This window comes from Altererythrobacter sp. H2 (assembly GCF_035319885.1).
Classification (GTDB): Bacteria; Pseudomonadota; Alphaproteobacteria; order Sphingomonadales; family Sphingomonadaceae; genus 34-65-8.
On record NZ_CP141285.1, the window covers coordinates 2,402,857 to 2,424,112 of the forward strand.

Annotated in this window: 20 protein-coding genes; 9 read left to right on the forward strand and 11 right to left on the reverse strand. The window is 66.6% G+C overall.

From position 1 onward, the window contains the following. The first annotated feature begins 67 nt into the window (after positions 1 to 67). The 5 genes from U4960_RS11910 to U4960_RS11930 all read left to right on the forward strand — a co-directional run bounded on the left by U4960_RS11910 (position 68) and on the right by U4960_RS11930 (position 5,250). Positions 68 to 1,333, forward strand: coding sequence for an MFS transporter (locus U4960_RS11910; RefSeq protein ID WP_324260854.1), 1,266 nt, complete (start codon positions 68 to 70; stop codon positions 1,331 to 1,333). Between the two features lie 164 nt (positions 1,334 to 1,497). Then, the gene (locus U4960_RS11915; RefSeq protein ID WP_324260855.1) at positions 1,498 to 2,580 is read left to right on the forward strand and encodes a YeiH family protein; all 1,083 of its coding nucleotides are present in this window, start codon (positions 1,498 to 1,500) and stop codon (positions 2,578 to 2,580) included. Further along, positions 2,580 to 4,067 (forward strand): glycerol-3-phosphate dehydrogenase, encoded by a 1,488-nt coding sequence (locus U4960_RS11920; RefSeq protein WP_324260856.1) that lies wholly within the window; start codon positions 2,580 to 2,582, stop codon positions 4,065 to 4,067. Before U4960_RS11915 ends, U4960_RS11920 begins: the two co-directional genes overlap by 1 nt. Continuing rightward, a complete protein-coding gene (locus U4960_RS11925; protein ID WP_324260857.1) occupies positions 4,064 to 4,636 on the forward strand; it encodes an NADPH-dependent FMN reductase in 573 nt (190 codons plus the stop codon). Before U4960_RS11920 ends, U4960_RS11925 begins: the two co-directional genes overlap by 4 nt. Continuing rightward, entirely contained in the window at positions 4,633 to 5,250 is a 618-nt protein-coding gene (locus tag U4960_RS11930; RefSeq protein ID WP_324260858.1) for a 3,4-dihydroxy-2-butanone-4-phosphate synthase, read from the forward strand. The genes U4960_RS11925 and U4960_RS11930 overlap by 4 nt, the downstream gene beginning before the upstream one ends. Here the strand turns inward: U4960_RS11930 and U4960_RS11935 are convergent. The 7 genes from U4960_RS11935 to U4960_RS11965 form a co-directional block, all read right to left on the reverse strand. Next, a complete protein-coding gene (locus U4960_RS11935) occupies positions 5,247 to 5,990 on the reverse strand; it encodes a peptidase (RefSeq protein WP_324260859.1) in 744 nt (247 codons plus the stop codon). The two genes, U4960_RS11930 and U4960_RS11935, sit on opposite strands and share 4 nt — an antisense overlap. 1 nt (position 5,991) lies before the next feature. Then, a complete protein-coding gene (locus U4960_RS11940; RefSeq protein ID WP_324260860.1) occupies positions 5,992 to 6,807 on the reverse strand; it encodes a transglutaminase family protein in 816 nt (271 codons plus the stop codon). Further along, the gene (locus U4960_RS11945) at positions 6,807 to 7,751 is read right to left on the reverse strand and encodes an alpha-E domain-containing protein (protein ID WP_324260861.1); all 945 of its coding nucleotides are present in this window, start codon (positions 7,749 to 7,751) and stop codon (positions 6,807 to 6,809) included. The genes U4960_RS11940 and U4960_RS11945 overlap by 1 nt, the downstream gene beginning before the upstream one ends. 7 nt (positions 7,752 to 7,758) lie before the next feature. After that, a complete protein-coding gene (locus tag U4960_RS11950; RefSeq protein ID WP_324260862.1) occupies positions 7,759 to 9,186 on the reverse strand; it encodes a circularly permuted type 2 ATP-grasp protein in 1,428 nt (475 codons plus the stop codon). Between the two features lie 101 nt (positions 9,187 to 9,287). Next, the gene (locus U4960_RS11955) at positions 9,288 to 10,064 is read right to left on the reverse strand and encodes an esterase/lipase family protein (protein ID WP_324260863.1); all 777 of its coding nucleotides are present in this window, start codon (positions 10,062 to 10,064) and stop codon (positions 9,288 to 9,290) included. 106 nt (positions 10,065 to 10,170) lie between these two features. Beyond that, positions 10,171 to 10,470 (reverse strand): DUF3617 domain-containing protein, encoded by a 300-nt coding sequence (locus U4960_RS11960; protein ID WP_324260864.1) that lies wholly within the window; start codon positions 10,468 to 10,470, stop codon positions 10,171 to 10,173. After that, complete coding sequence (locus U4960_RS11965) at positions 10,395 to 10,712, reverse strand: hypothetical protein (protein WP_324260865.1); 318 nt, start codon at positions 10,710 to 10,712, stop codon at positions 10,395 to 10,397. The genes U4960_RS11960 and U4960_RS11965 overlap by 76 nt, the downstream gene beginning before the upstream one ends. A 129-nt stretch (positions 10,713 to 10,841) precedes the next feature. Here U4960_RS11965 and uvrB point away from each other — a divergent pair, with 129 nt between their 5' ends. The 3 genes from uvrB to U4960_RS11980 all read left to right on the forward strand — a co-directional run bounded on the left by uvrB (position 10,842) and on the right by U4960_RS11980 (position 15,315). Further along, positions 10,842 to 13,028, forward strand: a complete 2,187-nt coding sequence (uvrB, locus tag U4960_RS11970; protein WP_324260866.1) for an excinuclease ABC subunit UvrB — start codon at positions 10,842 to 10,844, stop codon at positions 13,026 to 13,028. A gap of 231 nt (positions 13,029 to 13,259) precedes the next feature. After that, positions 13,260 to 14,750 carry a S10 family peptidase gene (locus U4960_RS11975; RefSeq protein WP_324260867.1) on the forward strand — a complete coding sequence of 497 codons (1,491 nt, stop codon included), beginning with the start codon at positions 13,260 to 13,262 and terminating at the stop codon, positions 14,748 to 14,750. 28 nt (positions 14,751 to 14,778) lie between these two features. Continuing rightward, positions 14,779 to 15,315 (forward strand): hypothetical protein, encoded by a 537-nt coding sequence (locus U4960_RS11980; RefSeq protein WP_324260868.1) that lies wholly within the window; start codon positions 14,779 to 14,781, stop codon positions 15,313 to 15,315. Here U4960_RS11980 and U4960_RS11985 read toward each other — a convergent pair. Further along, positions 15,224 to 17,380 (reverse strand): protein-disulfide reductase DsbD family protein, encoded by a 2,157-nt coding sequence (locus U4960_RS11985; protein ID WP_324260869.1) that lies wholly within the window; start codon positions 17,378 to 17,380, stop codon positions 15,224 to 15,226. The two genes, U4960_RS11980 and U4960_RS11985, sit on opposite strands and share 92 nt — an antisense overlap. 46 nt (positions 17,381 to 17,426) lie before the next feature. Between U4960_RS11985 and U4960_RS11990 the strand changes: the two genes are divergently transcribed. Continuing rightward, entirely contained in the window at positions 17,427 to 18,656 is a 1,230-nt protein-coding gene (locus U4960_RS11990) for an FAD-dependent monooxygenase (protein ID WP_324260870.1), read from the forward strand. 9 nt (positions 18,657 to 18,665) lie between these two features. Here U4960_RS11990 and U4960_RS11995 read toward each other — a convergent pair whose 3' ends face one another. The 3 genes from U4960_RS11995 to hemC are packed head-to-tail and all read right to left on the reverse strand — an operon-like array spanning position 18,666 to position 21,248. Continuing rightward, complete coding sequence (locus U4960_RS11995) at positions 18,666 to 19,574, reverse strand: hypothetical protein (RefSeq protein WP_324260871.1); 909 nt, start codon at positions 19,572 to 19,574, stop codon at positions 18,666 to 18,668. Between the two features lie 49 nt (positions 19,575 to 19,623). Beyond that, entirely contained in the window at positions 19,624 to 20,307 is a 684-nt protein-coding gene (locus U4960_RS12000; RefSeq protein ID WP_324260872.1) for a uroporphyrinogen-III synthase, read from the reverse strand. Further along, entirely contained in the window at positions 20,304 to 21,248 is a 945-nt protein-coding gene (hemC, locus tag U4960_RS12005) for a hydroxymethylbilane synthase (RefSeq protein WP_324260873.1), read from the reverse strand. The genes U4960_RS12000 and hemC overlap by 4 nt, the downstream gene beginning before the upstream one ends. Positions 21,249 to 21,256 lie beyond the last annotated feature (8 nt).

Sequence of the window (21,256 nt, forward strand, 5' to 3'; positions counted from 1 at the left end):
GGGCCGCCGGAGCAATCCGGCGGCCCTTTGCTTGCCCCCTTCCGCCGCCCCCCGCTAGGAGCAGGCCATGGCATCCCCTACCCCGCACATTTCCACCCGCCTGCGCTGGTCGCTGTTCACGGTCCTGTGCATCGCGGGCGTGTTCAACGCCATGGACCGGCCGATCATCGCGATCCTCAAGCCGGACATGATGGCCGATTTCGGCTGGACCGACAGCGACTTCGGCGATCTCGCCGCCGTCACCCAGTTTTCCGCCGCCTTCGCTTTCCTGGCCACCGGCTGGCTGGTTGACCGGCTGGGCGTCCACCGCTCGATGCAATTGGGCGCCACGGCATGGAGCTTTGCCGCCATGGCCCACGGCTGGGCGATGACCACCTGGCAGGTGGTTGCCGCGCGGGTCGGCCTGGGGGTGACCGAAGCGGTCCAGACCCCGCTCACCATCAAGACCGTGGCCACCCTGTTCGAACCCGACCGGCGCTCGCTTGCCTTCGGTTTTGCGACCTTGCTGGCCGGGGCTGGCACCATTGCCATGCCATTCCTCATTCCTGCGCTGGCGCTGGCGTTTGGCTGGCGCGGGGCACTGGTCGTGGGCGGGATCGGCGGGCTGGTCTCGCTGGCTGCATGGATGTGGCTGGCGCGCGGGCTGGCGCAGCTGCGCCAGTCAAACCTGCCGATGGACGGGGCGGAAGCCGAAGAAGACCGCTCGACTTACGGGCCGATCCTCACGAACCGCCGGACCTGGGCCATCGTCGGTGCCAAGGCCCTGTCGGACATGACCTGGTGGTTCATGAATTTCTGGCTGGCGGATTACTACCGCAAGGAATTCGGCCTCACGACGCTGGAGCTGGCCGTGCCACTGGCCATCGCCTTTGCCGGGTCCGGCCTTGGCGCATTCCTGGCCGGCTGGGCATCGACCCGCCTGCTGGAGAGCGGCTGGTCCGTCAACCGCGTCCGCAAGACGGTGATGCTCATTTCGGCGCTTGTTGTCGCGCCGCTGCCGCTGGTGCTGGAGCTCGATTCCTTCTGGCCGGTGGCGGTGATGATGGGGGTCGTCATGGCCGGGCATCAGGGCTTCTCGCTGTCGATCTTCTCGACCATCACCGATGTCGTTCCCAACGCCAAAGTCGGGCGGGTGACGGCCTTCGGGGCCTTCATGGGCAACATGGGCGGGGTTGCGATCAGCCTGATTGCCGGCCGCGTGCTCGATGCAGGCCTGGGGTTCGTCCCGCTGTTCCTGTTCGCAGCGTCATCCTATCTGCTGGCCCTGGCCTGGTTCCAGTGGTTGCTGCCTGTCATCCGCCGTGACGAAGGGGCGTTGGTTTCGGTCGACTGACAGGCATGGCCGCAGCGCGCTGCTGATTCCGAGGTGGCGAGTGGCGAACAGGGCATTTCGGGCCTATGGCCATATTGCATGGCCGGGCAGAGCCGGTTAGGGCTATGACACCGTAGGACATAGAAGGTGGGAACGGTTTTGGCAGAACACCTGGCGACGGATTGATGAAAGCGGACCGCGGCCCCGATTATGACGCTTACGCCGGCGATCTGTTCGGCGAGATCATGCTCGCCGATGCGCCGGCGCCTGCCGCGCGGCGCCCGCTGGCCCGCTTCGTGCCCGGATTTGCCATCTGCGCCATCGCCGGCGCAGCGGCCGCCTGGTTCAGCGATCAGTACGGGGTGCCGATAATCCTCGCGGGCCTGCTGCTCGGCCTCGCGCTCAACTTTGTGGCCGGTGACAGCCGGACCCACGAAGGGCTCGATTTCGCGTCCCGCCACGGCCTGCGGATCGGGATTGTCCTGCTGGGATTCCAGGTCACCGTAATGCAGATCGGCGCGATGGGCGTGGTGCCCTTTGCCGGGCTGGCGCTGGTCATGTTCGCCGCTGTGGTCGCCGCCATGCTGGCAGCGCGGGTCACCGCGCAGGGCCCCTCCGTCGGGCTGCTGGCGGGCGGTTCAACCGCGATCTGCGGGGCCTCGGCAGCGCTGGCGCTTTACGGCGTGATCGGCCGCCAGCGGGTGGATCAGGCGCAGTTCACCCTGACCCTGGTCATCCTGGCCGCGGCGAGCGCGATCGCACTTATCACCTACCCGGCACTTGCTGCCTTGCTGGACCTCAATGAAGCGCAAGCCGGTTTCCTCGTCGGGGCCTCGATCCACGATGTCGCGCAGGCAATCGGCGCAGGCTTCGCCATTTCCGATCCTGCCGGGGCGCAGGCGACCGTGGTCAAGCTGACCCGCGTCGCCCTGCTCGCCCCGCTGGTGGCGCTGGCTGCGCTGTCCATCGGCAGGCTGCACCCGGTTTCCGCCCCCACCGGGACCGCCCGGGTGCCACTGCTGCCGGGGTTCATCCTTGCCTTTCTCGCGCTGGTCGGGGTCAATTCGCTGTTCGCCATGCCGCCAGAGGTGGCCGAGGGCGCGCTGGTCGCTTCCAAGGCGCTGCTCCTGCTCGCCGTCACCGCCACCGCCATCCGGACGCGGACCGACCTGTTGCTCGAGCTCGGGTGGCGCTCGGTCATGCCGGTGCTGGCGGCCACTGTGGCCTCGCTGGTGGTGGCGCTCGCTTTCGCCAAGTGGGTGATCTGATGGACAAGCTCTACGATCTGGCCGTGATCGGCGGCGGAGTGAACGGCGCCGGCATCGCCCGCGATGCTGCCGGACGCGGGGCCAGCGTGCTTCTGCTCGAACGCGGCGACCTTGCGACCGGTACCTCGTCCAATTCGACCAAGCTGATCCACGGCGGCCTGCGCTACCTCGAGCATTACGAATTCGCCCTGGTGCGCGAGTCTCTCAGCGAGCGCGAAGTGCTGTGGGGCATCGCGCCGCACATCGTCTGGCCGATGCGCTTCGTCCTCCCCCACCGCCCCGGCCTGCGCCCGCGCTGGCTGCTGCGGCTGGGCCTGTGGCTCTACGACCATATCGGCGGGCGCAAGGAGCTTCCGTCGGCGCAATCGGTCGCCCTCGCCCGGCATCCCGCCGGTGCGGTGCTCAAGCCCGAATATGCCCACGGTTTTCTCTATTCCGATTGCTGGGTTGACGATGCCCGGCTGGTCATCCTCAACGCCCGCGATGCCGCTGACCGGGGCGCAGATATCCGCACCCGCTGCGAAGTCAGCGCGCTGGAACGGCAGGGCGATTGCTGGCAGATCACCGCCGGGGGGCAACAGTTCCGCGCCAGCTGTGTCGTCAACGCCGCTGGCCCGCGCGTGCTCGACCTGCTGGGCCGCGCAGGCGAGCCGAGCAGCCAGCGGATGCGGCTGGTACGCGGCTCGCACATCGTGGTGCGCAAGCTGTTCGACCACCCGTTCGCCTATTTCTTCCAGCTGCCCGACGGGCGGATCTTCTTTGCCATCCCCTACGAGCAGGACTTCACCCTGATCGGGACGACCGACGTCGACCATGATGCCGATCTTGACAGCGTGCAGGCCAGCGCGGAGGAAATCGCCTATCTCTGCGCCGGGGCGAGCGAATACTTCCGCACTGCCGTAACCCCGGCGGACGTGGTGTGGACCTATTCCGGCGTGCGCCCGCTGATTGACGATGGCTCGGGCAAGCCGGAAGCGGCAACGCGCGGCTACCGGTTCGAGCTGGATGGCGAACCGGGCGAGGCCCCGCTGCTGTCGGTGTTCGGCGGCAAGATCACCACCTACCGCCACCTCGCCACTGAAGCGGTTGATCGGCTGGCACCGCTGTGTCCGGTTTTCGATGGCCCGGAGTGGACCCATGCTGCCCCCCTCCCCGGCGGCGACTTCGGCCTGCACGAAGCGGACGACCTGGCACGAGAGCTCGCTGCGCACTATCCCTTCCTCGACCACGCTCAGGCACAGCGCCTGATCCGGCTCTATGGCACCCGCGCCCGCAACATTCTCGGCCAGGCGACCAGCCCGGCCGGCCTTGGCGAGCAGTTTGGCCACGGGCTGACCGCCGCCGAGGTCGATTATCTGGTCGCGCAGGAATGGGCGCGGACGGCGGAAGACATTCTGTGGCGCCGGACCAAGCTGGGCCTTCATTTCACCGCAGGCGAAACCGCGCGCCTTGAACAGTACCTCATTGAAAGGACAGCACTGGCATGACCCGCATCGTGGCCCTCGGCGGCACGGTCAATCCCGGCAGCTCGACCGAGCAGGCCTTGCGCCTCGCCGCTTCCATTGCGGGCGAGGAGGGGGCGCAAGTGCAGGTGTTCGGGGGGGAATACCTGACCTCCCTGCCCCACTATCTGGGGCCGACGCACAATGCCACGTGGGGCGCCGAAATGGTCGAGGCCGTGCGCCAGGCAGACGGGCTTCTGATTGCTGCGCCCGGCTATCACGGCACGATTTCCGGCGTGGTCAAGAACGCGCTCGACTATCTCGAAGACCTTGCCCGGGACGAGCGCCCCTATCTCGATGGCCGCGCGGTCGGCCTGATTGCCACTGCGTTCGGCGACCAGGCATCGATGAGCACCCTGCTGACCATGCGCGCCATCACCCATGCCCTGCGCGGCTGGCCCACGCCGATGGGGGCGACCATCCGCACCTATCGCGGGCTGTTCTCACCCGATGGCGAATGCCTTGACGAGCGGGCGCGCGGCCAACTCGAACTGGTGGGCAAGCAGGTCGTGCTTGGCGCCCGCAGCTTCGCTGCCGGGAGGGCGCTGGCGTGACCACGCAAGCAGACTTCGACCGGGCGCTGGCGGATGTGGCAGCCGGGCGGATCGTGGTGCTGAGCGGCGACAGGCTGCGTGGCGGGGACGTCGATCTCATGATTGCTGCCCGCCATGCCGACGCCGCTGCCATCAACTTCATGGCCACCCATGGCCGGGGCCTGATCTGCCTGACGGTGACCCCGGATCACGCAATCAGGCTGGGCCTCAGCCTGGTGAACGCGGGCACCGAGCGCCAGACGGGCCGCCCCTTTGCCCGCTCGATTGAAGCGAAGACCGGTGTCTCCACCGGCATATCCGCGGCTGACCGCGCCCGCACCGTGCAAGTCGCCATCGACGCAGCGGCCACTGCCGACGACATTGTGTCGCCCGGGCACGTGTTCCCGCTGATCGCCCAGTCAGGCGGCGTGCGTGCGCGCCAGTCAGCGGTGGAGGCGTCGATTGACCTGTGCCGGATGGCCGGTGCGGGGGAAGCGGCCGTAATCTGCTCGATCCTGCGGGACGACGGCGAAATGGCGCGGATCGACGACCTGGCCGACCTGATTGCGGAACACAGCCTTGCGGTCGCCGACATTACCGCCCTTATGGCGCGGCTGGAGGGAGCGCCGGGCTAGCTGTCTTCCAGCGTGTACTCCGGCAGCGAGTTGAAGGCGTGCTGAAGCGCCCTGCCCCAGCCGGTCGAAATCGCCTGGTAATAGGGATCGTCGTGCGTAATCCGCCGCTCGTGCGTGGCGACGAATTCGTCCTTGCCGATCACCAGCAGGTCCAGCGGCAGCCCGACTGACAGGTTCGCCTTGAGGGTGGAGTCGAACGAGACGAACAGCAGCTTGATCGCTTCCTCAAAACTCATGGAACGGTCATAGCCGCGCAGGATGATCGGGCGGCCATACTTGGTTTCGCCGATCTGGAAGAACGGCGTATCCAGACTGGCTTCGATGAAATTGCCTTCCGGGTAGATCAGGAACAGGCGCGGCTCCATGCCGGCGATCTGCCCCGCCACGATCATCGAAGCGGTGAAGCGCCCTTCGCCTTCCTGCCCGTTGGCGGTTTGCTGGCCGAGCACGGTTTCCCGCAGCAAGCGCCCGATGTCGGTCGCCACCTGGAACATGGTCGATGACTTCAGGACCGAGTTCTGCCGCTGGTCCGGCGTCTTGGTGCGCTCTTCCAGCTGGCTGACCACGGCCTGGGTGGTGGCGAGGTTTCCGGCCGTCATCACGGCGATGATCCGCTCGCCCGGCACTTCCCAGCGGAACATCTTGCGGAACACCGAGATATTGTCGACGCCGGAATTGGTCCGCGTGTCGCTCATAAGCACAAGCCCGCGATCGAGCATCATGCCGACACAATAGGTCATTTCACTGTTCCGCCTGCTGCTGTTCCACTCCGATCGCGACGTGAAGGTTCTCCTGGCTCGTTCCGAACAGGATCCCCGTCACCGGAGCGGCATCGCGATAGTCGCGGCCAGTTGCAACCCGGATATAGCGCGGATCGGGACTTATCCCGTTGGAAACGTCGAATCCGACCCAGCCCAGCCCGTCAACATGGGCTTCGGCCCAGGCATGGGTCGCTTCCTGGTCGATCCGGTCGTTCATCATCAGGTAGCCGCTGACGTAACGCGCGGGCACGTCCATCGCCCGCGCTGCGCCGATGAAGATGTGGGCATGGTCCTGACACACCCCGTGCCCGGCCACGGCAGCCTCCTCGGCAGTGGTCTCGACCCCGGTCCGGCCCGTCTCATAGGCGACGTGTGCCGCAATCTCGCGCGAGAGGAAATGCAGCCGTTCGAGCGGATCGCTACCCGATGCCAGGGCATCGCGGGCCAGAGCGCGCAGGCGCACTCCCGGCCGGGTCAGTGCGGTCTGGCCCAGGAAACTCCACAGCGGCAGATGGCCGGAATGACGGCCGATGATGCCGGCATTGTCCTGCGTTTCGACTTCGCCGGAACAGCGAACCATGACCTCGCGCGCGCCCGGCTCGATCGACAGCAGAGTGACATGGTTGAAATGCTGGTCGTCATATTCCAGCTCGACCCGGGCGTGCTCCAGCTCCATGTTCCAGCGGATGATTTCCTGCCCCTGGGTGCGCTTGGGGGTAAGCCGGATACGCTGCAAGGCGTGCACCACCGGTTCGGTGAAGACATAGCGCGTGGTATGGGTGACCGAGAGGCGCATCAGACGAGGAACCGGTAATCTTGCGCGATCGCTTCGGCGATGGCGGCGTTGCGATCAACGAACCGGGTGAGGAATTCGTGCAGCCCGATCTCGAATATTCCGTCCACCGTCATGTGGTCCAGAATGGTAGCGGCCTCATGCATCAGTTTATGGCAGTGCGCTTCATGCCCGTGGATGGCGGCAAGGCAGGCCAGCTCCTCGTCCAGTTCGCCATGGCAATAGGCCAGGCTGCGGGGGAAGCGCCGGTCAAGCACCAGGAATTCCACGATCCCGCGCGCCTCGATCCGGCCTGCGTTGAGCCAGTGATAGGCGCGGTCACCCGAGACCGAGCGAAGCACCTGCTCCCACTGCCCGGTATCCATCGTGCTGCCCACGTAACGCAGCGAGGGCAGCAGCAGGTAGTATTTCATGTCGATGATGCGGGCGACGTTGTCGGCCCGTTCGACAAAGGTGCCGACCCGGGCGAAATGGTATCCCTCGAACCGCAGCAGGGTGCCTTCCATCGCCCCGTGGGTGAGTGTTCCCGCCCTCCGGATGGTTTCCACCACTTCCCCCACCTGCCCCTGTGATACCGGGCGCTTGAGCAGGGCGGTGATTTCCATCCAGCTGGTGTTGATCGCGGTCCACAGCTCGGTGGTGATGGCGGTGCGGGTCACGCGTGCATTGGCCCGCATGGCATCCATCATCCGGGCGACGCTGTTGGGGTTCTCCCGGTCGCGCAGGATGAAGTTCCACACCTCGTGTCCGATGTAGCTGTCGTGGTGCCGCTCGTAGACTTCCTTCAGGCCCAGGGTATGAACCAGCGAGCGCCATTCCGCCTCTGCCGTCTGAAGGTCACGGGTGAGCGCCATGCGAAAGCCGGCTTCCAGCAGGCGGGCAGTGTTCTCGGCCCGCTCAAGATAGCGGAACATCCAGAAAAGGCCGTTGGCGGTCCGTCCCAGCATTGCCCGCTCAGTCCTTCAGCACCCAGGTATCCTTGGTGCCCCCGCCTTGCGACGAGTTGACCACCAGCGATCCCTTCTTGAGCGCCACCCGGGTGAGCCCGCCGGGGGTAATGTCGATCTTGTCGGGCGAGACCAGCACGAACGGGCGCAGGTCCACATGGCGCGGGGCCAGCCCCTTGGCGGTGAAGATCGGGCAGGTCGACAGGGCCAGCGTCGGCTGGGCAATGTAGTTGCCCGGCTTGGCGCACAGCTTCTGGCGGAAAGCGGCGATTTCCTTCTTCGAGGCGGTCGGGCCGATCAGCATCCCGTAGCCGCCGGAGCCGTGCACTTCCTTGACCACCAGTTCCGCCAGGTTGTCGAGCACATAGGCAAGGCTGTCCGGCTCGGCACACCGCCAGGTCTGGACGTTGGGCAGCAGCGGCTTGGAGCCGGTGTAGAACTCGACGATTTCCGGCATGAAGCTGTAGATTGCCTTGTCGTCGGCGATCCCGGTGCCCGGTGCATTGGCAATCGTGATCCCGCCTGAACGGTAGACGTCCATGATCCCCGGCACCCCGAGCACGCTGGCCGGATTGAAAGTGAGCGGATCGAGGAATTCGTCGTCGACCCGGCGATAGAGCACATCGACCGGCTCGTAACCGCGCGTGGTGCGCATCTGCACCCGGCCGCCCACCACCCGCAGGTCGCTGCCCTCGACCAGCTCGGCACCCATCTGGTCAGCCAGAAAGGCGTGTTCGTAATAAGCGCTGTTGTAGATGCCAGGAGTCAGCACGGCCACCGTCGGCTTGCCCCGCGCCGCATCGGGCGCGCAGGCGGCCAGGCTTTTGGCGAGGCGGCGGGGATAGTCTGACACGCTGGCAACCGGCACCCGGGTGAACAGTTCCGGGAACATCGCCATCATGGTTTCGCGGTTTTCCAGCATGTAGCTGACACCCGAGGGCGTGCGCGCATTGTCTTCCAGCACGAACCAGTCGCCCGGGCCGGTCCGCACCAGGTCAATTCCGACGATATGGGTGTACACCCCGCCCGGCGGCGTGAAGCCGACCATGTGCGGCAGCCAGGCTTCGTTATGGCGGAACAACCGCTCCGGCACCCGCCCGGCGCGGATGATTTCCTGCCGGTGATAGAGATCGTGGATAAAGGCGTTGAGTGCGCTGACCCGCTGCTCGATCCCGCGCGTAAGGCGGCGCCATTCGGCAGCCGTGATCACGCGCGGCACCATGTCGAACGGGATCAGCCGCTCCTCGGCCTCGCCCTCACCATAAACATTGAACGTTATGCCAGTGCGGCGGAAACTGCCTTCGGCATCCTTGTGCTTGCGACGGAGAAGATCGCCGGGCTGCTGGTCGAACCATTCGCAATAGTCAGCGTAAGCCGGACGCACACCGCCGCCCTCATGCCGCATTTCATCGAAGGTATTCGCTGCCTGCTCCATGTACCCCGTCAATCGCCCTGTTGCAGTGCACAATCCCCGCCTTGGGGGCGGGCGTCAAGAGCAAACGGAAAACGCGGCAAATCTGCGCTCTGGCAGGCGGATCACCCCGCCCGATCAAGCTCCGCCAGCACGGCATGGATCGCCTCGGGGGCATAGCTGAACCCGATATGGGTGCAGCGCAGCGCCACCGCCCGGTCGCGCTCGTGCGCCAGACCGCGGGCGCTGCGCGGGCTGATGATCCCGTCACGCGGGCTCCACAGTGCGACGGTCTCGACCGGCGGTTTTTCCGCCACCACTGTCTCGATCGGCGGCTGGTCCACCCGGTGCCCGGCGACGAACTGATAGATGCGCCAGGCGTTGTTCGCGCGCGGATTTCCCGAAAAGGGCGTGCCCATGGTCACCACCTTGGCCACCAGGCCGGGGCGGCGCTTGGCCAATTCCCGCGCGAACAGGCCGCCCAGGCTCCACCCCACGAGCACCACATCGCGGCCATAGCGGGCGTGCACTTCCTCCAGCCGGGCTTCGAGGAACGCCAGGTTCTCCTCGGTCGGGCCGAAATTGAAGCCCATCCCCCAGCGCTTCACCGTGTGACCGGCGCGTTCAAGCTGGCGCGCCAGATAGCGCATGCGCACCGGGTGCGTGGCAAAGCCGGGCAGCAGCATGACCGTGCGCGGCACTGCCGCCGCCGGGATGGCAAGCTTGCGGAACGGACGGCGCACCGGCTCCCTGAGCACATCAAGCTCACCTGCCAGGTACCGCAGACCGGGCCGGGCAGTCTCGTCCTCGACCGCTTCACGGGCAAGCTGCACCCGGCGCGTGAATTCCTCCCGCGAGGCAGGCAGCATTGCGAAAGAGGAAGGGGCGGGTCTGGTTGCCATCGAACTGCAATATATCGTGCAGCCCGACTAACGCCACCTGAACAGCCCGGTTGTCTTGGAACTGCAATATTGGCCGGAATGGGCGTGTATGCCCTCCGCCGAATGCCTACTTGCAGTCGCCGATCCGCTCGGATTTCACTTCCATTGCCATGCGCATTTCGCCGCCGGGGAGCTGCGGGTTCTTCTGGCTCATCCGCATGGTGATGGCGCTTCTGGTGGGTTCGATCGTGCCGTCCATATCCATGTTCACATTGACCCCGCCCGGCCCGGTGCAGGCCAGCGTCGATTCAAGTTCCGAACCGGATGCCTCGAACTTGGAAAACTCGCAGGTTACCCCTTCCTGCCCTCGCCGAGTTCCCGGGCGACGCTCTTGAATCCTTCCTCGGCCTGGTCGGGCGTCAGGCAAAATTCGCTCGACTGACTGGCGGAAGAGCCCATCATTTCCTTCATTTGCGCCGCCTGTTCCGCGGGCAGTCCGGGAATTTCGAACTCGGTAATGTTGGCGGTGCTGCGGTAAAGGCCGGGCGTCGGCTTGACCATGCTGTCGGCAGCCTCCGCCACTTCCTCGGCGGTTTTCGGGCCGGAAGGTTCACTGCCACATCCAGCCAGGGCAATCGCGCTTATCGGGATCAGCAGGTGCCAACGCATTCCATTCCCCTCCTTGGGTGCTTGCAGGTCTGGCGAGGCTAGCAAGCTTGCCTGAAGGTGCCAAACGCTATCGCTCCCTCGGCCACCCGGGGCATTGCAGAACGCACCGTGAACGGCCATATTGCCGCCATGGCCGAACTCGTTATCCGCCGCGGTCTGGAAGAACCCGACACGTCCGGCAACTTCACGCCCCACAAGCCCGTCCGCCCCGACAAGTCGATGGGTGGGCGGCCGTTCGAGCTGGTCAGCGAGTATTCCCCCAGCGGCGACCAGCCGACCGCAATTGCCGACCTGGTCGAAGCGGCGCGGGCCGGCGAGCAGACCCAGGTTCTGCTGGGCGTTACCGGCAGCGGCAAGACCTTCACCATGGCCAAGGTGATCGAGGCGCTGCAGCGCCCCGCCCTGATCCTGGCCCCTAACAAGATTCTCGCTGCCCAGCTCTATGGCGAGTTCAAGAGTTTCTTCCCCAACAACGCGGTCGAGTATTTCGTCAGCTACTACGACTACTACCAGCCCGAAGCCTACGTGCCGCGCAGCGATACCTACATCGAGAAGGAAAGCTCGGTAAACGAGGCGATCGACCGGATGCGCCACTCGGCCACCCGCGCGCTGCTGGAACGCGATGATGTCATCATCGTCGCCTCGGTTTCCTGCCTCTACGGCATCGGCTCGGTCGAGACCTATTCCGCGATGATCTTCGACCTCAAGCAGGGCGAGACGCAGGACCAGCGCGAGATCATCCGCAAGCTGGTCGCGCTGCAATACAAGCGCAACGATGCCGCCTTCCAGCGCGGCAACTTCCGCGTGCGGGGAGACAATCTGGAAATCTACCCCAGCCACTACGAAGACATGGCCTGGCGCATCAGCTTTTTCGGCGACGAGATCGAGGAAATCAGCGAATTCGATCCCCTGACCGGCACGAAAGGTGCCAGGCTCGACAAAGTGCGGGTCTATGCCAATTCCCACTACGTCACGCCCGGTCCGACCATGAAGCAGGCGGCTGAAGCGATCCGGTTCGAGCTGGCCGAGCGGCTCAAGGAACTCGAAGCGGAAGGCAAGCTGCTGGAGCATCAGCGGCTGGAGCAGCGGACCAATTTCGACCTCGAAATGATTGCCGCCACGGGAAGCTGCGCGGGGATCGAGAACTACAGCCGGTTCCTCACCGGCCGCCTTCCCGGTGAACCGCCGCCGACACTGTTCGAATACCTGCCCGAAAACGCGCTGCTGTTCGTCGATGAAAGCCACCAGACCGTGCCGCAGGTCGGCGCGATGAGCAAAGGCGACCACCGCCGCAAGATCACCCTGGCCGAATACGGCTTCCGCCTGCCGAGCTGCATCGACAACCGCCCGCTGCGCTTCAACGAGTGGGACGCGATGCGCCCGCAGACGATCGCGGTTTCGGCCACGCCCGGCTCATGGGAAATGGAACAATCGGGCGGCGTGTTCGCCGAACAGGTGATCCGCCCGACCGGGTTGATCGACCCGCCGGTGGAGATCCGCCCGGTCGAGGACCAGGTGCAGGACTGCATCCAGGAATGTCTCGCCACGACGAAGCTGGGCTACCGCACGCTGGTGACCACCCTGACCAAGCGCATGGCGGAAGACCTGACCGAGTTCATGCACGAGGCCGGCGTTCGGGTGCGCTACATGCACTCCGACGTCGAGACATTGGAACGCATCGAGCTGATCCGCGACTTGCGGCTGGGCGTCTATGACGTGCTGATCGGAATCAACCTGCTGCGCGAAGGGCTCGATATTCCCGAATGCGGGCTGGTGGCGATCCTCGATGCGGACAAGGAAGGCTTCCTGCGCTCCGAAACCTCGCTGATCCAGACCATCGGCCGCGCCGCGCGCAACGTCGATGGCCGGGTGATCCTCTATGCCGACCGGATGACCGGCAGCATGGAGCGCGCCATCGCCGAGACTGACCGGCGGCGTTCAAAGCAGGAGGCCTACAACGCCGAACACGGCATCACGCCGACCACGATCAAGCGCAACATCCACGATATCGTCGCGCATTCGGCAGCGCAGGACGGGGTGCTGGTCGACATCGGCGATCCGGAGCGCAACAACCTGGTTGGCCACAACCTGCGCGCCTACATCGAGGACCTCGAAAAGCGGATGCGCAATGCGGCGGCGAACCTGGAGTTCGAGGAAGCCGGACGTCTGCGCGACGAAATCCGCCGCCTGGAAGCAGACGAACTGGGCATCCCCGACGGCGAGAAAAAGGCCCCGCTGGTGGGCCGCAGCAACGAGGGCAAGCCCGGCACGCGCAAGATGCGATACGGGAAAACGCAGCGGAAGTGGGGGAAGTAAGAGGAGCACATCCCTGCTTCGTCATGCTGAACGTGTTTCAGCATCCATCCCTCGGCCATGAATGTCGGGCGAAACCGCAGAATGGACCCTGAAACAAGTTCAGGATGACGGTCATGAGCTTGCATAAGGGCAGGCAAGGGAACTGCCGATCCCTGAAGCCAGCCATGGGCCAGCCATTTACGCTGCAGCCTGACGATTTACCGGCACGTTCTGCCCTGCCATAGAGCGCCCATGAACCGCACCATTCTCGCCGCCGTCGCGGCTCTCTCGTTCGCTCCCCCTGTGCTCGCTCAGGACAAGCCGCCGGAGCAGGCCGCGAAAATCGACGATTACCAGCCCCTTTCAGCCTCGCGCCAGTTTACCGGCGTGTTCGGCGGGCAGCGCGTGGCCTATACCGCCACCATCGAGGAGCAGATCCTCAAGGATGACAAGGGCCATCCGAAGGCCGCGATTGTCACCACCTCTTACGTCGCCAATCCGCGTGATCCGGCACGGCCGGTCACTTTCCTGTTCAACGGCGGTCCCGGCTCAGCCTCGCTGTGGCTCCAGATGGGCGCGTTCGGGCCCAAGCGGGTGGCGATCCCCTCGGACGCGCGTGATGACGGGGCGCCGCCCTATCCTATCCTCGACAACCCCGACGCCCTGCTTGATGTGACCGATCTGGTGTTCATCGATCCGGTCGGCACCGGCTTCAGCAAGGTGATCGGCGAGACCGATCCCAAGGACTACTGGGGCGTGACCAAGGACGCCAGATCGGTCGCCCTGGTCATCCGCCAGTGGCTGTCTGCCAACGGGCGCTGGAACAGCCCCAAATTCCTTGGCGGCGAAAGCTATGGCACCACCCGCTCGGCCGCCGTGGTGCGCGAGCTGGAGGGATCATACAACGATGTCGCATTGAACGGGGTGATCCTGATTTCCACCGTGCTCGATTTCGGCGCCGGGGCCGAGACCGAAGGAGCGGAACTGGGCTATATCACCACCCTGCCCAGCATGGCGGTGACTGCACTCTATCATGGCAAGGCGAGCAGCGTCTCGCCGGAAGCCTTCGCCGAGGAAGCGCGCCAGTTCGCGATCGGGCCCTACGCCGCATTCCTGCTGAAGGGCCAGCGCGCGGGGGCTGAGGAGCGTGCAGCCGTGCGGCGCGAGCTGGCGCGATTCACCGGCCTGTCGGAAGACTATCTTGACCGGGCCGACCTGCGCGTCACCAGTGGCCGGTTCTACAAGGAACTGCTGCGCGATCGCGGGCTGACAGTGGGGCGGCTCGACAGCCGTTATACCGGGCGCGACTATGACAATGCGGGCGAAACGCCTGACAATGACCCCAGCTTCTACGGGATCGATGGGGGATATACTGCCGCAGCCAACGCCTATTTCCGCGAAACGATCGGATTCAGTCCGGAACGGCAATATGTCACCATCGGCGGCGTGCGGGACTGGGACTGGCGGCTGGAAGGCGGGCGTGACACCAATGCCTACCTCAACGTCACCCCGTTCCTGGGCAAGGCGCTGCGCGAGAACAGCGGGATGCGCATTTTTGTCGGCCAGGGCTGGTATGACTTTGCCACCCCGTTCTTCGCTGCCGAATATGCCCTGACGAGGACCGGCATCCCGCAGGACCGGATCGTCTACTCCTATTACGATTCCGGCCACATGATGTACGTGCGTGACCAAGACCGCAGCAAGCTGTCAGCCGATGTCCGCGCCTTCATCCGCGGCCGGTAGGCGGTTGGCCTTGCGCGCCCTGCCTCTGGTGCCCTTGCTCGTTCTGGCCGCCTGCAAACCGCCGGCGGCCGACGGGTATGTCGAGCGGGTCGACCTGGCGAAAGCGGGGCCGTTTCCGAGCGAGCCGCTGCCCTCGCCTGACACCGCTGGCGCGCTGTGGGCACAAAGTGCCACGGCCGGGCAGATCATTTATGGCCAGCCCGGCAAGCCGCCGCTGGTCGCGCTCGCCTGTGCCCGGACGCAGGACGGGGCCAGCATCCGTCTGACCCGCTATTCACCGGCCGATCCGGAGGCACAGGCCTTTGCCGCCCTGATCGGCAACAGCCACATGCTGCGGCTCCCGGTTGATGCCGTGCGCGAAGGCCAGCTGTGGATCTGGCGGGGCGAGATCCCGGCCGGTGATACCCGGCTGGAGGCGCTGACCGGCGCCCGCGAAGTCGAACTGACCATTCCCGGCGCGGGAACGACCGTCCTCAATCCGTCGAGCGAGCCGGCGCAGCTGATTGACCGCTGCCGGGGGACAGCGGCACTGCCTCTGCCCGCTCCACCAGCAACCCCGCAGTAAGCACCTGCGGCAGCTGCTCGGGCGCGCGGTTCGGCGCATACCACAGGTAGAGCGGCACGCCCGCCGCGCCTTGTCCGGCCAGGAATTCGGTAATCGCCGGATCGCGGCGGGTCCAGTCACCGCGCATGGTGACGACCCCGGCGCGGTCGAACGCCTGCTTCACCGCTTCCCGCTCGATCGCGGCGCTTTCGTTGACCTTGCAGGTCACGCACCAGTCGGCGGTGAACCACACGAACACCGGCTTGCCCTGTGACTGGACCGTGTTCATCAGTACGAATTCGTCGAACGGAACCGGATCGTGGATCGACTCCGCTGCGCCGGCAGACGCCGGGTCATGGCTGGCCGGGAGGGCAAAGGCGGCAAAAATCGCGAACGGCGCGGCAATCAGGCCAAAGGCGGGCCAGGCCAGCTTGCCATGGCGCTGCAACCGCCCGACGACCGCCAGCGCCAGCAGCACCCCGAACAGCGCGACCAGCGCGACCAAGGCGAAGCCCTGTCCCCCCAGCCGCGCGGTGAGCCAGACCAGCGCCAGCGCGGTAAGCCCCATCGGGATCGCCATCGCCTTGCGGAACCGCTCCATCCACGGCCCCGGCCTGGGCAGGCGGCGGCGCAGGGCGGGCGAGAGGCCGATCGCCAGGAACGGCAAGGCCAGCCCCAGCCCCAGGGCGGCGAACAGGAGCAGCGCCTGCGCTGCCGGCAGGACCAGCGCCGCGCCCAGTGCCGCCGCCATGAACGGGCCGGTGCAGGGCGTGGCGACGAAAGCGGCGAGGAAACCGGTCGCAAAACCACCGGCAGACTGCCCGCCGCGCGTCAGCGGCAGCGAAGGCAACTGGAACAGGCCCGCAAAATTGGCGGTGATGACCGCCGCCAGCAGCAGCAGCGCCACCACCACGCCCGGTTCCTGCAACTGGAACGCCCAGCCAACCTGCTCGCCCGCCGCGCGCAGGGCCAGCAGCACGGCGCCGAGGCCGACGCAGGCGAGCACCGCGCCCGCCGTGTAGGCAATCCCTTCACGCCGGGCGACCGCCTCGCTCTGCCCGGACTTTACCAGGCTGATGGCCTTGAGGCTGAGGATCGGGAAGACGCAGGGCATCAGGTTCAGGATCAGCCCACCCGCCAATGCCGCGAGGAGCAAGGCCCACAGGGCGGGCTCTGCCGGTCCGGCCAGCGGTGCCTTGCCTTCGAGCGGAACCTCGCCTGCCCGCGCCCCGAACCGTACCCCTTCGCCCTCGGCAAAGGACAGGATGCCCTGCACGGAAGCCGGTTCGGGCGGCACTGCCGCGCCCTCAGGCAGTGGCAAGCGCCGCAAGGGCACTTCGGCGACAAGCAGGTCGCCTTCGCGCCGGAAAGTCTGCGCCTCGACATAGGCGGGCTGCCAGCCCTGCCCCAGGTCGGTCGTTTCGAGGAAGACATGCGGCCGGGCCAGATTGACCGCAGCAGGCAAGGGAATGCCGATCCGGAGCAGCGCGCCGGTCCGCTCCCACGCGCCGTCCTGGTCGAGCGGCGGCACAAGAGCCGCCCGCCATGCGCCGAAAGCGCTGCTGGCCGGCACATCACCGAGCCTGCGGGTGACAGTGGCCTGCTGGGGCACGCAGATCGTGTCGGTACAGGCCAGGTATTCGAGCGTGACCGACACCATCTGCGCCGGGTCGATCCGGCTCCCCGCAGGCACCCGCACCGGGACGAAGACGGTATAGGCGCCCTTGAACACATGGTTCATCAGGCCGCTGGTCACCAGCGTGCGCGGCATCGGATAGAGCGGCGCGCCCGCCTGCCAACCGTCCGGCAATTGCCAGTCGAGCGTCATCCCCAGCCCGGCGTCGCCGGGATTGGACCAGTAGCCGTGCCATTCGTCGGCCACCGGGATGAAGCGGAAGGCAAGCAGCCATTCCTCGCCTGCACGAGGCGGCCCGTCCGCATAAAGTTCCACGGAAATCCGGTCGTCGCCCGGCCCGCTTCGCACCGCGGCCGGTTGCGCCTGCGCAGCAGCGCCGAACAGCGCGAACGCCGCAACCAGCACGAGCCAAATCGCGCGCCAGCCGCCCAATGTCCTTGCCTCGATCACGCGCGACCCTCTAGGGCTATTGCCACCCGATGACAACGAGGCTGCAATGGTCGACACGAGCATGGACGAGAAGCGCGATCTCCTGATCCTGGGCGGCGGACTGGTCGGCATGACGCTGGCTCTGGCAGCGGCCACGCGCGGGCTGTCCAGCCATGTGGTGGACCGGGCCGATCCGGCCGAGCTGACCGCTGACGGTTACGATGTGCGCGCCTCGGCCATTTCCACCGCCAGCTGGAACCTGTTCACCAATATCGGGATCGCCGACCGGCTCGAGCCGCTGGGTTGCCCGATCGAGGCCATCGCCGTCACCGACCAGATGAAGCCCGGGCGGATCGACTTCCGCCCGGAACCGCACGAGGGCACGCTCGGCCGGATGTTCGCCAACCGCGATCTGCGCCTGGCCCTGTTCGAAGCCGCCGCCGCCCAGCCACTCATCGCCTGGCACAGCAATGCCCGGATCATCGACCGGGACCGCGCCGAACACGGCGTCAGCGCGACGCTGGCCGATGGCGCGGTGCTGCGTGCCGAGCTGCTGGTCGGCGCCGAGGGGCGTGCCTCACCCACTCGTGACGAGGCAGGCATCTCGCTGGCAAAATGGGGCTACGGCCACCGCGCGATCATTGCCGGGCTGGTCCACGAAAAACCGCACGGCGGGGTGGCGTGGGAAATCTTCTATCCGGATGGCCCCTTCGCCTTGCTGCCCCTGCGCGACACGCCCGAAGGCCGCCATCGCTCCGCGCTGGTGTGGACCGTCTCGGAGAAAGACGCTGCCGGTGTCCTCGCCCTTTCGCCGCGTGCCTTCCTGGCAGAAGTGGCAAAGCGGATGGGCGACGTGTTCGGCACAGTGGAACTGGTGGGTGAACGGTCGTCCTATCCGCTCAGCTTCCAGCACACCGCGCGGATGGTGGAACAGCGCATGGTGCTGGTCGGCGATGCGGCGCACGGGATGCACCCCATAGCCGGGCAGGGCCTGAACCTGGGCCTGCGCGACGTCGGCGCGCTGGTCGAGGTGCTGGCAGAAGCACGGCGACTGGGGCTGGATCTGGGCGATGCCGAAATGCTGCGCCGCTACGAAACCTGGCGGGGGCTCGATACCTTCAGCGTCTCGTTCGCGACCGACGTGCTGACCCGCCTGTTCGGCCTGCCCGGACGCACGGCTTCGGCAGTGCGCCGGTTCGGCATGGGCGGGGTCCAGCGGATGCCGGTGCTGAAACGCTGGTTCATGGACGAGGCGCGCGGCGTTTCTGGCGAAGTGCCCGAACTGCTCCGGGCCTAGCCTCCGGCCTTACCCCGCCGGGCTGGGCTGCTCCACCGGCGTGCCGGAACTGTCCCGCAGTCGCCGCGGTTCAAGCACGGCCGAGGTTTCGATCAGATCGAGCGCGCGCTGTGCTTCGGCATAGCGCGCCGCATCCCTGGTCCAGGCGTCTGCGTTGGTGGCCCCGGGCAGGTTGCGGACTTCCTCGATCGCCTTGTTGACCCGCCCGCTTTCGAGGAAATAGCGCGCCCGTTCGATTCGCATAGCCGGTTGCGGCGAAGGGGTGCTTTCGCGCCGGATGACAAACAGGCTGGTCACCTCGCGCCGGACCCGTTCGACCAGGTTCATCTGCGCCGGATCGGACAGTTTCGGCGCAAGGCCATCAAGGCGCGCCATCAGCTCATCCAGCGTCACAGGCTCGCGCGAGAAGGCGATGACCGTCTCGACCGCATTGGGCAGGGCATCGCCAAAACGCAGCCGCAACTGGTCTGCCAGATAGCCGAGCTCCGCGCCCCGGCTGATCGACCGGCGGGTGGCGAAGGCGATCAGCAGGCCTTCCGCCCGCGCTGCGTTGCCGGAAGCGGCCTGCGACTGGAGATCGAGCCGGGCAAGCCGTTGCTCGGCTGCTGCAAGGCGCTGTTCGATGCCACCCTGTTGCTCTGCCACCCGCTCGACCGTCGCTTCGGCTGCGGCCTGGGTCGCGGTGACGCTGGGCACAGGTGCCGGGATAGCCATGCCGGATGCAACCGCCGCAGGGGTTGAGCTGCGCCGCTCGACCTGTTCCTCAGCAGGTGCACCAAATCCGAACAGGCCGGGGTCACTGCGCCACGCAAGGTAACCTGCCAGCATGGCCCCCAACACAAAGCAGGCAAGCCCGACCCAGAGATAGGGTTTGAGCGATGTGCGGGCTGGGCCCTGGGTGCTGTACTGGTCCATCATTATCCGTTCTGCGCCCCGCATGGGCCTTGTGAGCGGCCCTCCGCCGGAATCATTGGCACATGTCGCGCGCCATTTCCAGCAAGGCACGGTCGTTCGCTTGCGCCGCAACACCAACCTGGCGCCAGCCGTGGCCTGCCGACTCGGCAATGCGGGGGGCCAGCGCGGCAATCGCGATTCCGGCCCGCTCCAGCCCGGCGCGGTCACACTCCGCCGCGAAATGGCTCGCCGCCTCGCCCGAATGGAGCAAGGCCAGCGCGCCACCTTGCAGGGCCTCGACCGCTTGGGGAGCGAGCGGGAAGTAGGCGACCCGGTAGACCACCCGCGTCTCGATCAATACGCCGGCGGGCGCGCTCAGGGGCACCCGGTCTTCTCCTGCCAGGCGCAAAAGACGTTTGAATTCGGAGCCTGCAATCCGGTCAAGCACCGACTGAAGCCCGCCCGTGCCGGTTGCCACCACGTCCAGCCCCGCATCGCGAGCGACGCGTGCAGTCGCCTCGCCCACCACCAGCGCGCGGCACCCCCGATAGTCCGCCAGGGCAGCGCCGCCATGCCGGATTGCATTGGCGCTGCCGAGCAGCAGGGCATCAAAGCTGGCAGGCGGGGGAACCTGCCACGCAACCGGCTGAACCTCTGCCATGGGGGCCGCGGTCACGGTGAAACCATCTGCCCGGGCAAGGTCAACGGTGGCCGAAAGTCCGGGCTCGGGCCGCAAGACCACGAGTGCGCCGCTCATGCAGCGCCGTCGAAAGCAGTCCCGTCGAACAGGGCCTGGATGGCGGGCGGTGCCTGGCCGAGCAGTTCACGCGCCAACCGGGCCGGGCCGGCCGCATCGTGCGCCGCGAACCGTGCCTGCCCTTCGACCCGCTCGATCCCGTCAGCACTGTAGATTGCCGCGCGCATGACGATGGAATCGTCATCGATCCGGGTCAGCACGGCGATCGGGCTATGGCAATTGCCCCCCAGCGCCGCCAGCAGCCCGCGCTCGGCCATGACCTGCAACCGCGAAGACGCATGGTTGATGGCACCGATCAGGTCGCGCACCCGGCTGTCATCCGCGCGGCACTCGATTCCGATCGCCCCCTGCGCCGGGGCGGGCAGCCAGTCATCTTCCGGCAGCGGTGTACCCACGCCGCTTTCGCCCAGCCGCGCCAGCCCTGCGGCAGCGAGCAGAGTGACATCTGCCTCTCCCGCCGCGAGCCGCGCCAGCCGGGTGGCCACATTGCCGCGGAACAGCACCACGGAGCAGTCCGGGCGGGCATGGAGCATCTGGGCGGCGCGGCGCGGGGCGCTGGTTCCGACCCGTGCCCCGGCCGGAATTGCCGCCACGCTCGGCGCGCCAACCAGCACGTCCCGCACGTCCTCGCGCGGCAGAATCGCACCGATGGTGAGCCAGTCCGGACGCAGTGTTTCCACATCTTTCATCGAATGGACCGCTGCATCGATCCGGCCTTCGTGCAGCCAGCCATCGAGTTCCTTGGTCCACAGCGCCTTGCCGCCAATCTCTGCCAGCGGGCGGTCAAGCACCTTGTCGCCGCTGGCCCGGACGGGGACCAGTTCGACGGCATCCTCCGTCCATCCATGGGCGGCGCACAGGCGCTCGCGCGTTTCGCGGGCCTGGGCCATGGCAAGCGGGGATTGGCGGGTTCCGAGGCGGATCGTGGGCGTCTTGGTCATGGTGCAAC

Bases quoted from the DNA above. Each gene is read 5' to 3' on its own strand.
- U4960_RS11910 (WP_324260854.1), top strand. From the start codon at position 68: ATGGCATCCCCTACCCCGCACATTTCCACCCGCCTGCGCTGGTCGCTG.
- U4960_RS11915 (WP_324260855.1), top strand. From the start codon at position 1,498: ATGAAAGCGGACCGCGGCCCCGATTATGACGCTTACGCCGGCGATCTG.
- U4960_RS11920 (WP_324260856.1), top strand. From the start codon at position 2,580: ATGGACAAGCTCTACGATCTGGCCGTGATCGGCGGCGGAGTGAACGGC.
- U4960_RS11925 (WP_324260857.1), top strand. From the start codon at position 4,064: ATGACCCGCATCGTGGCCCTCGGCGGCACGGTCAATCCCGGCAGCTCG.
- U4960_RS11935 (WP_324260859.1), bottom strand. From the start codon at position 5,990: ATGACCTATTGTGTCGGCATGATGCTCGATCGCGGGCTTGTGCTTATG.
- U4960_RS11940 (WP_324260860.1), bottom strand. From the start codon at position 6,807: ATGCGCCTCTCGGTCACCCATACCACGCGCTATGTCTTCACCGAACCG.
- U4960_RS11945 (WP_324260861.1), bottom strand. From the start codon at position 7,751: ATGCTGGGACGGACCGCCAACGGCCTTTTCTGGATGTTCCGCTATCTT.
- U4960_RS11950 (WP_324260862.1), bottom strand. From the start codon at position 9,186: ATGGAGCAGGCAGCGAATACCTTCGATGAAATGCGGCATGAGGGCGGC.
- U4960_RS11955 (WP_324260863.1), bottom strand. From the start codon at position 10,064: ATGGCAACCAGACCCGCCCCTTCCTCTTTCGCAATGCTGCCTGCCTCG.
- U4960_RS11965 (WP_324260865.1), bottom strand. From the start codon at position 10,712: ATGCGTTGGCACCTGCTGATCCCGATAAGCGCGATTGCCCTGGCTGGA.
- uvrB (WP_324260866.1), top strand. From the start codon at position 10,842: ATGGCCGAACTCGTTATCCGCCGCGGTCTGGAAGAACCCGACACGTCC.
- U4960_RS11975 (WP_324260867.1), top strand. From the start codon at position 13,260: ATGAACCGCACCATTCTCGCCGCCGTCGCGGCTCTCTCGTTCGCTCCC.
- U4960_RS11990 (WP_324260870.1), top strand. From the start codon at position 17,427: ATGGTCGACACGAGCATGGACGAGAAGCGCGATCTCCTGATCCTGGGC.
- U4960_RS11995 (WP_324260871.1), bottom strand. From the start codon at position 19,574: ATGATGGACCAGTACAGCACCCAGGGCCCAGCCCGCACATCGCTCAAA.
- U4960_RS12000 (WP_324260872.1), bottom strand. From the start codon at position 20,307: ATGAGCGGCGCACTCGTGGTCTTGCGGCCCGAGCCCGGACTTTCGGCC.
- hemC (WP_324260873.1), bottom strand. From the start codon at position 21,248: ATGACCAAGACGCCCACGATCCGCCTCGGAACCCGCCAATCCCCGCTT.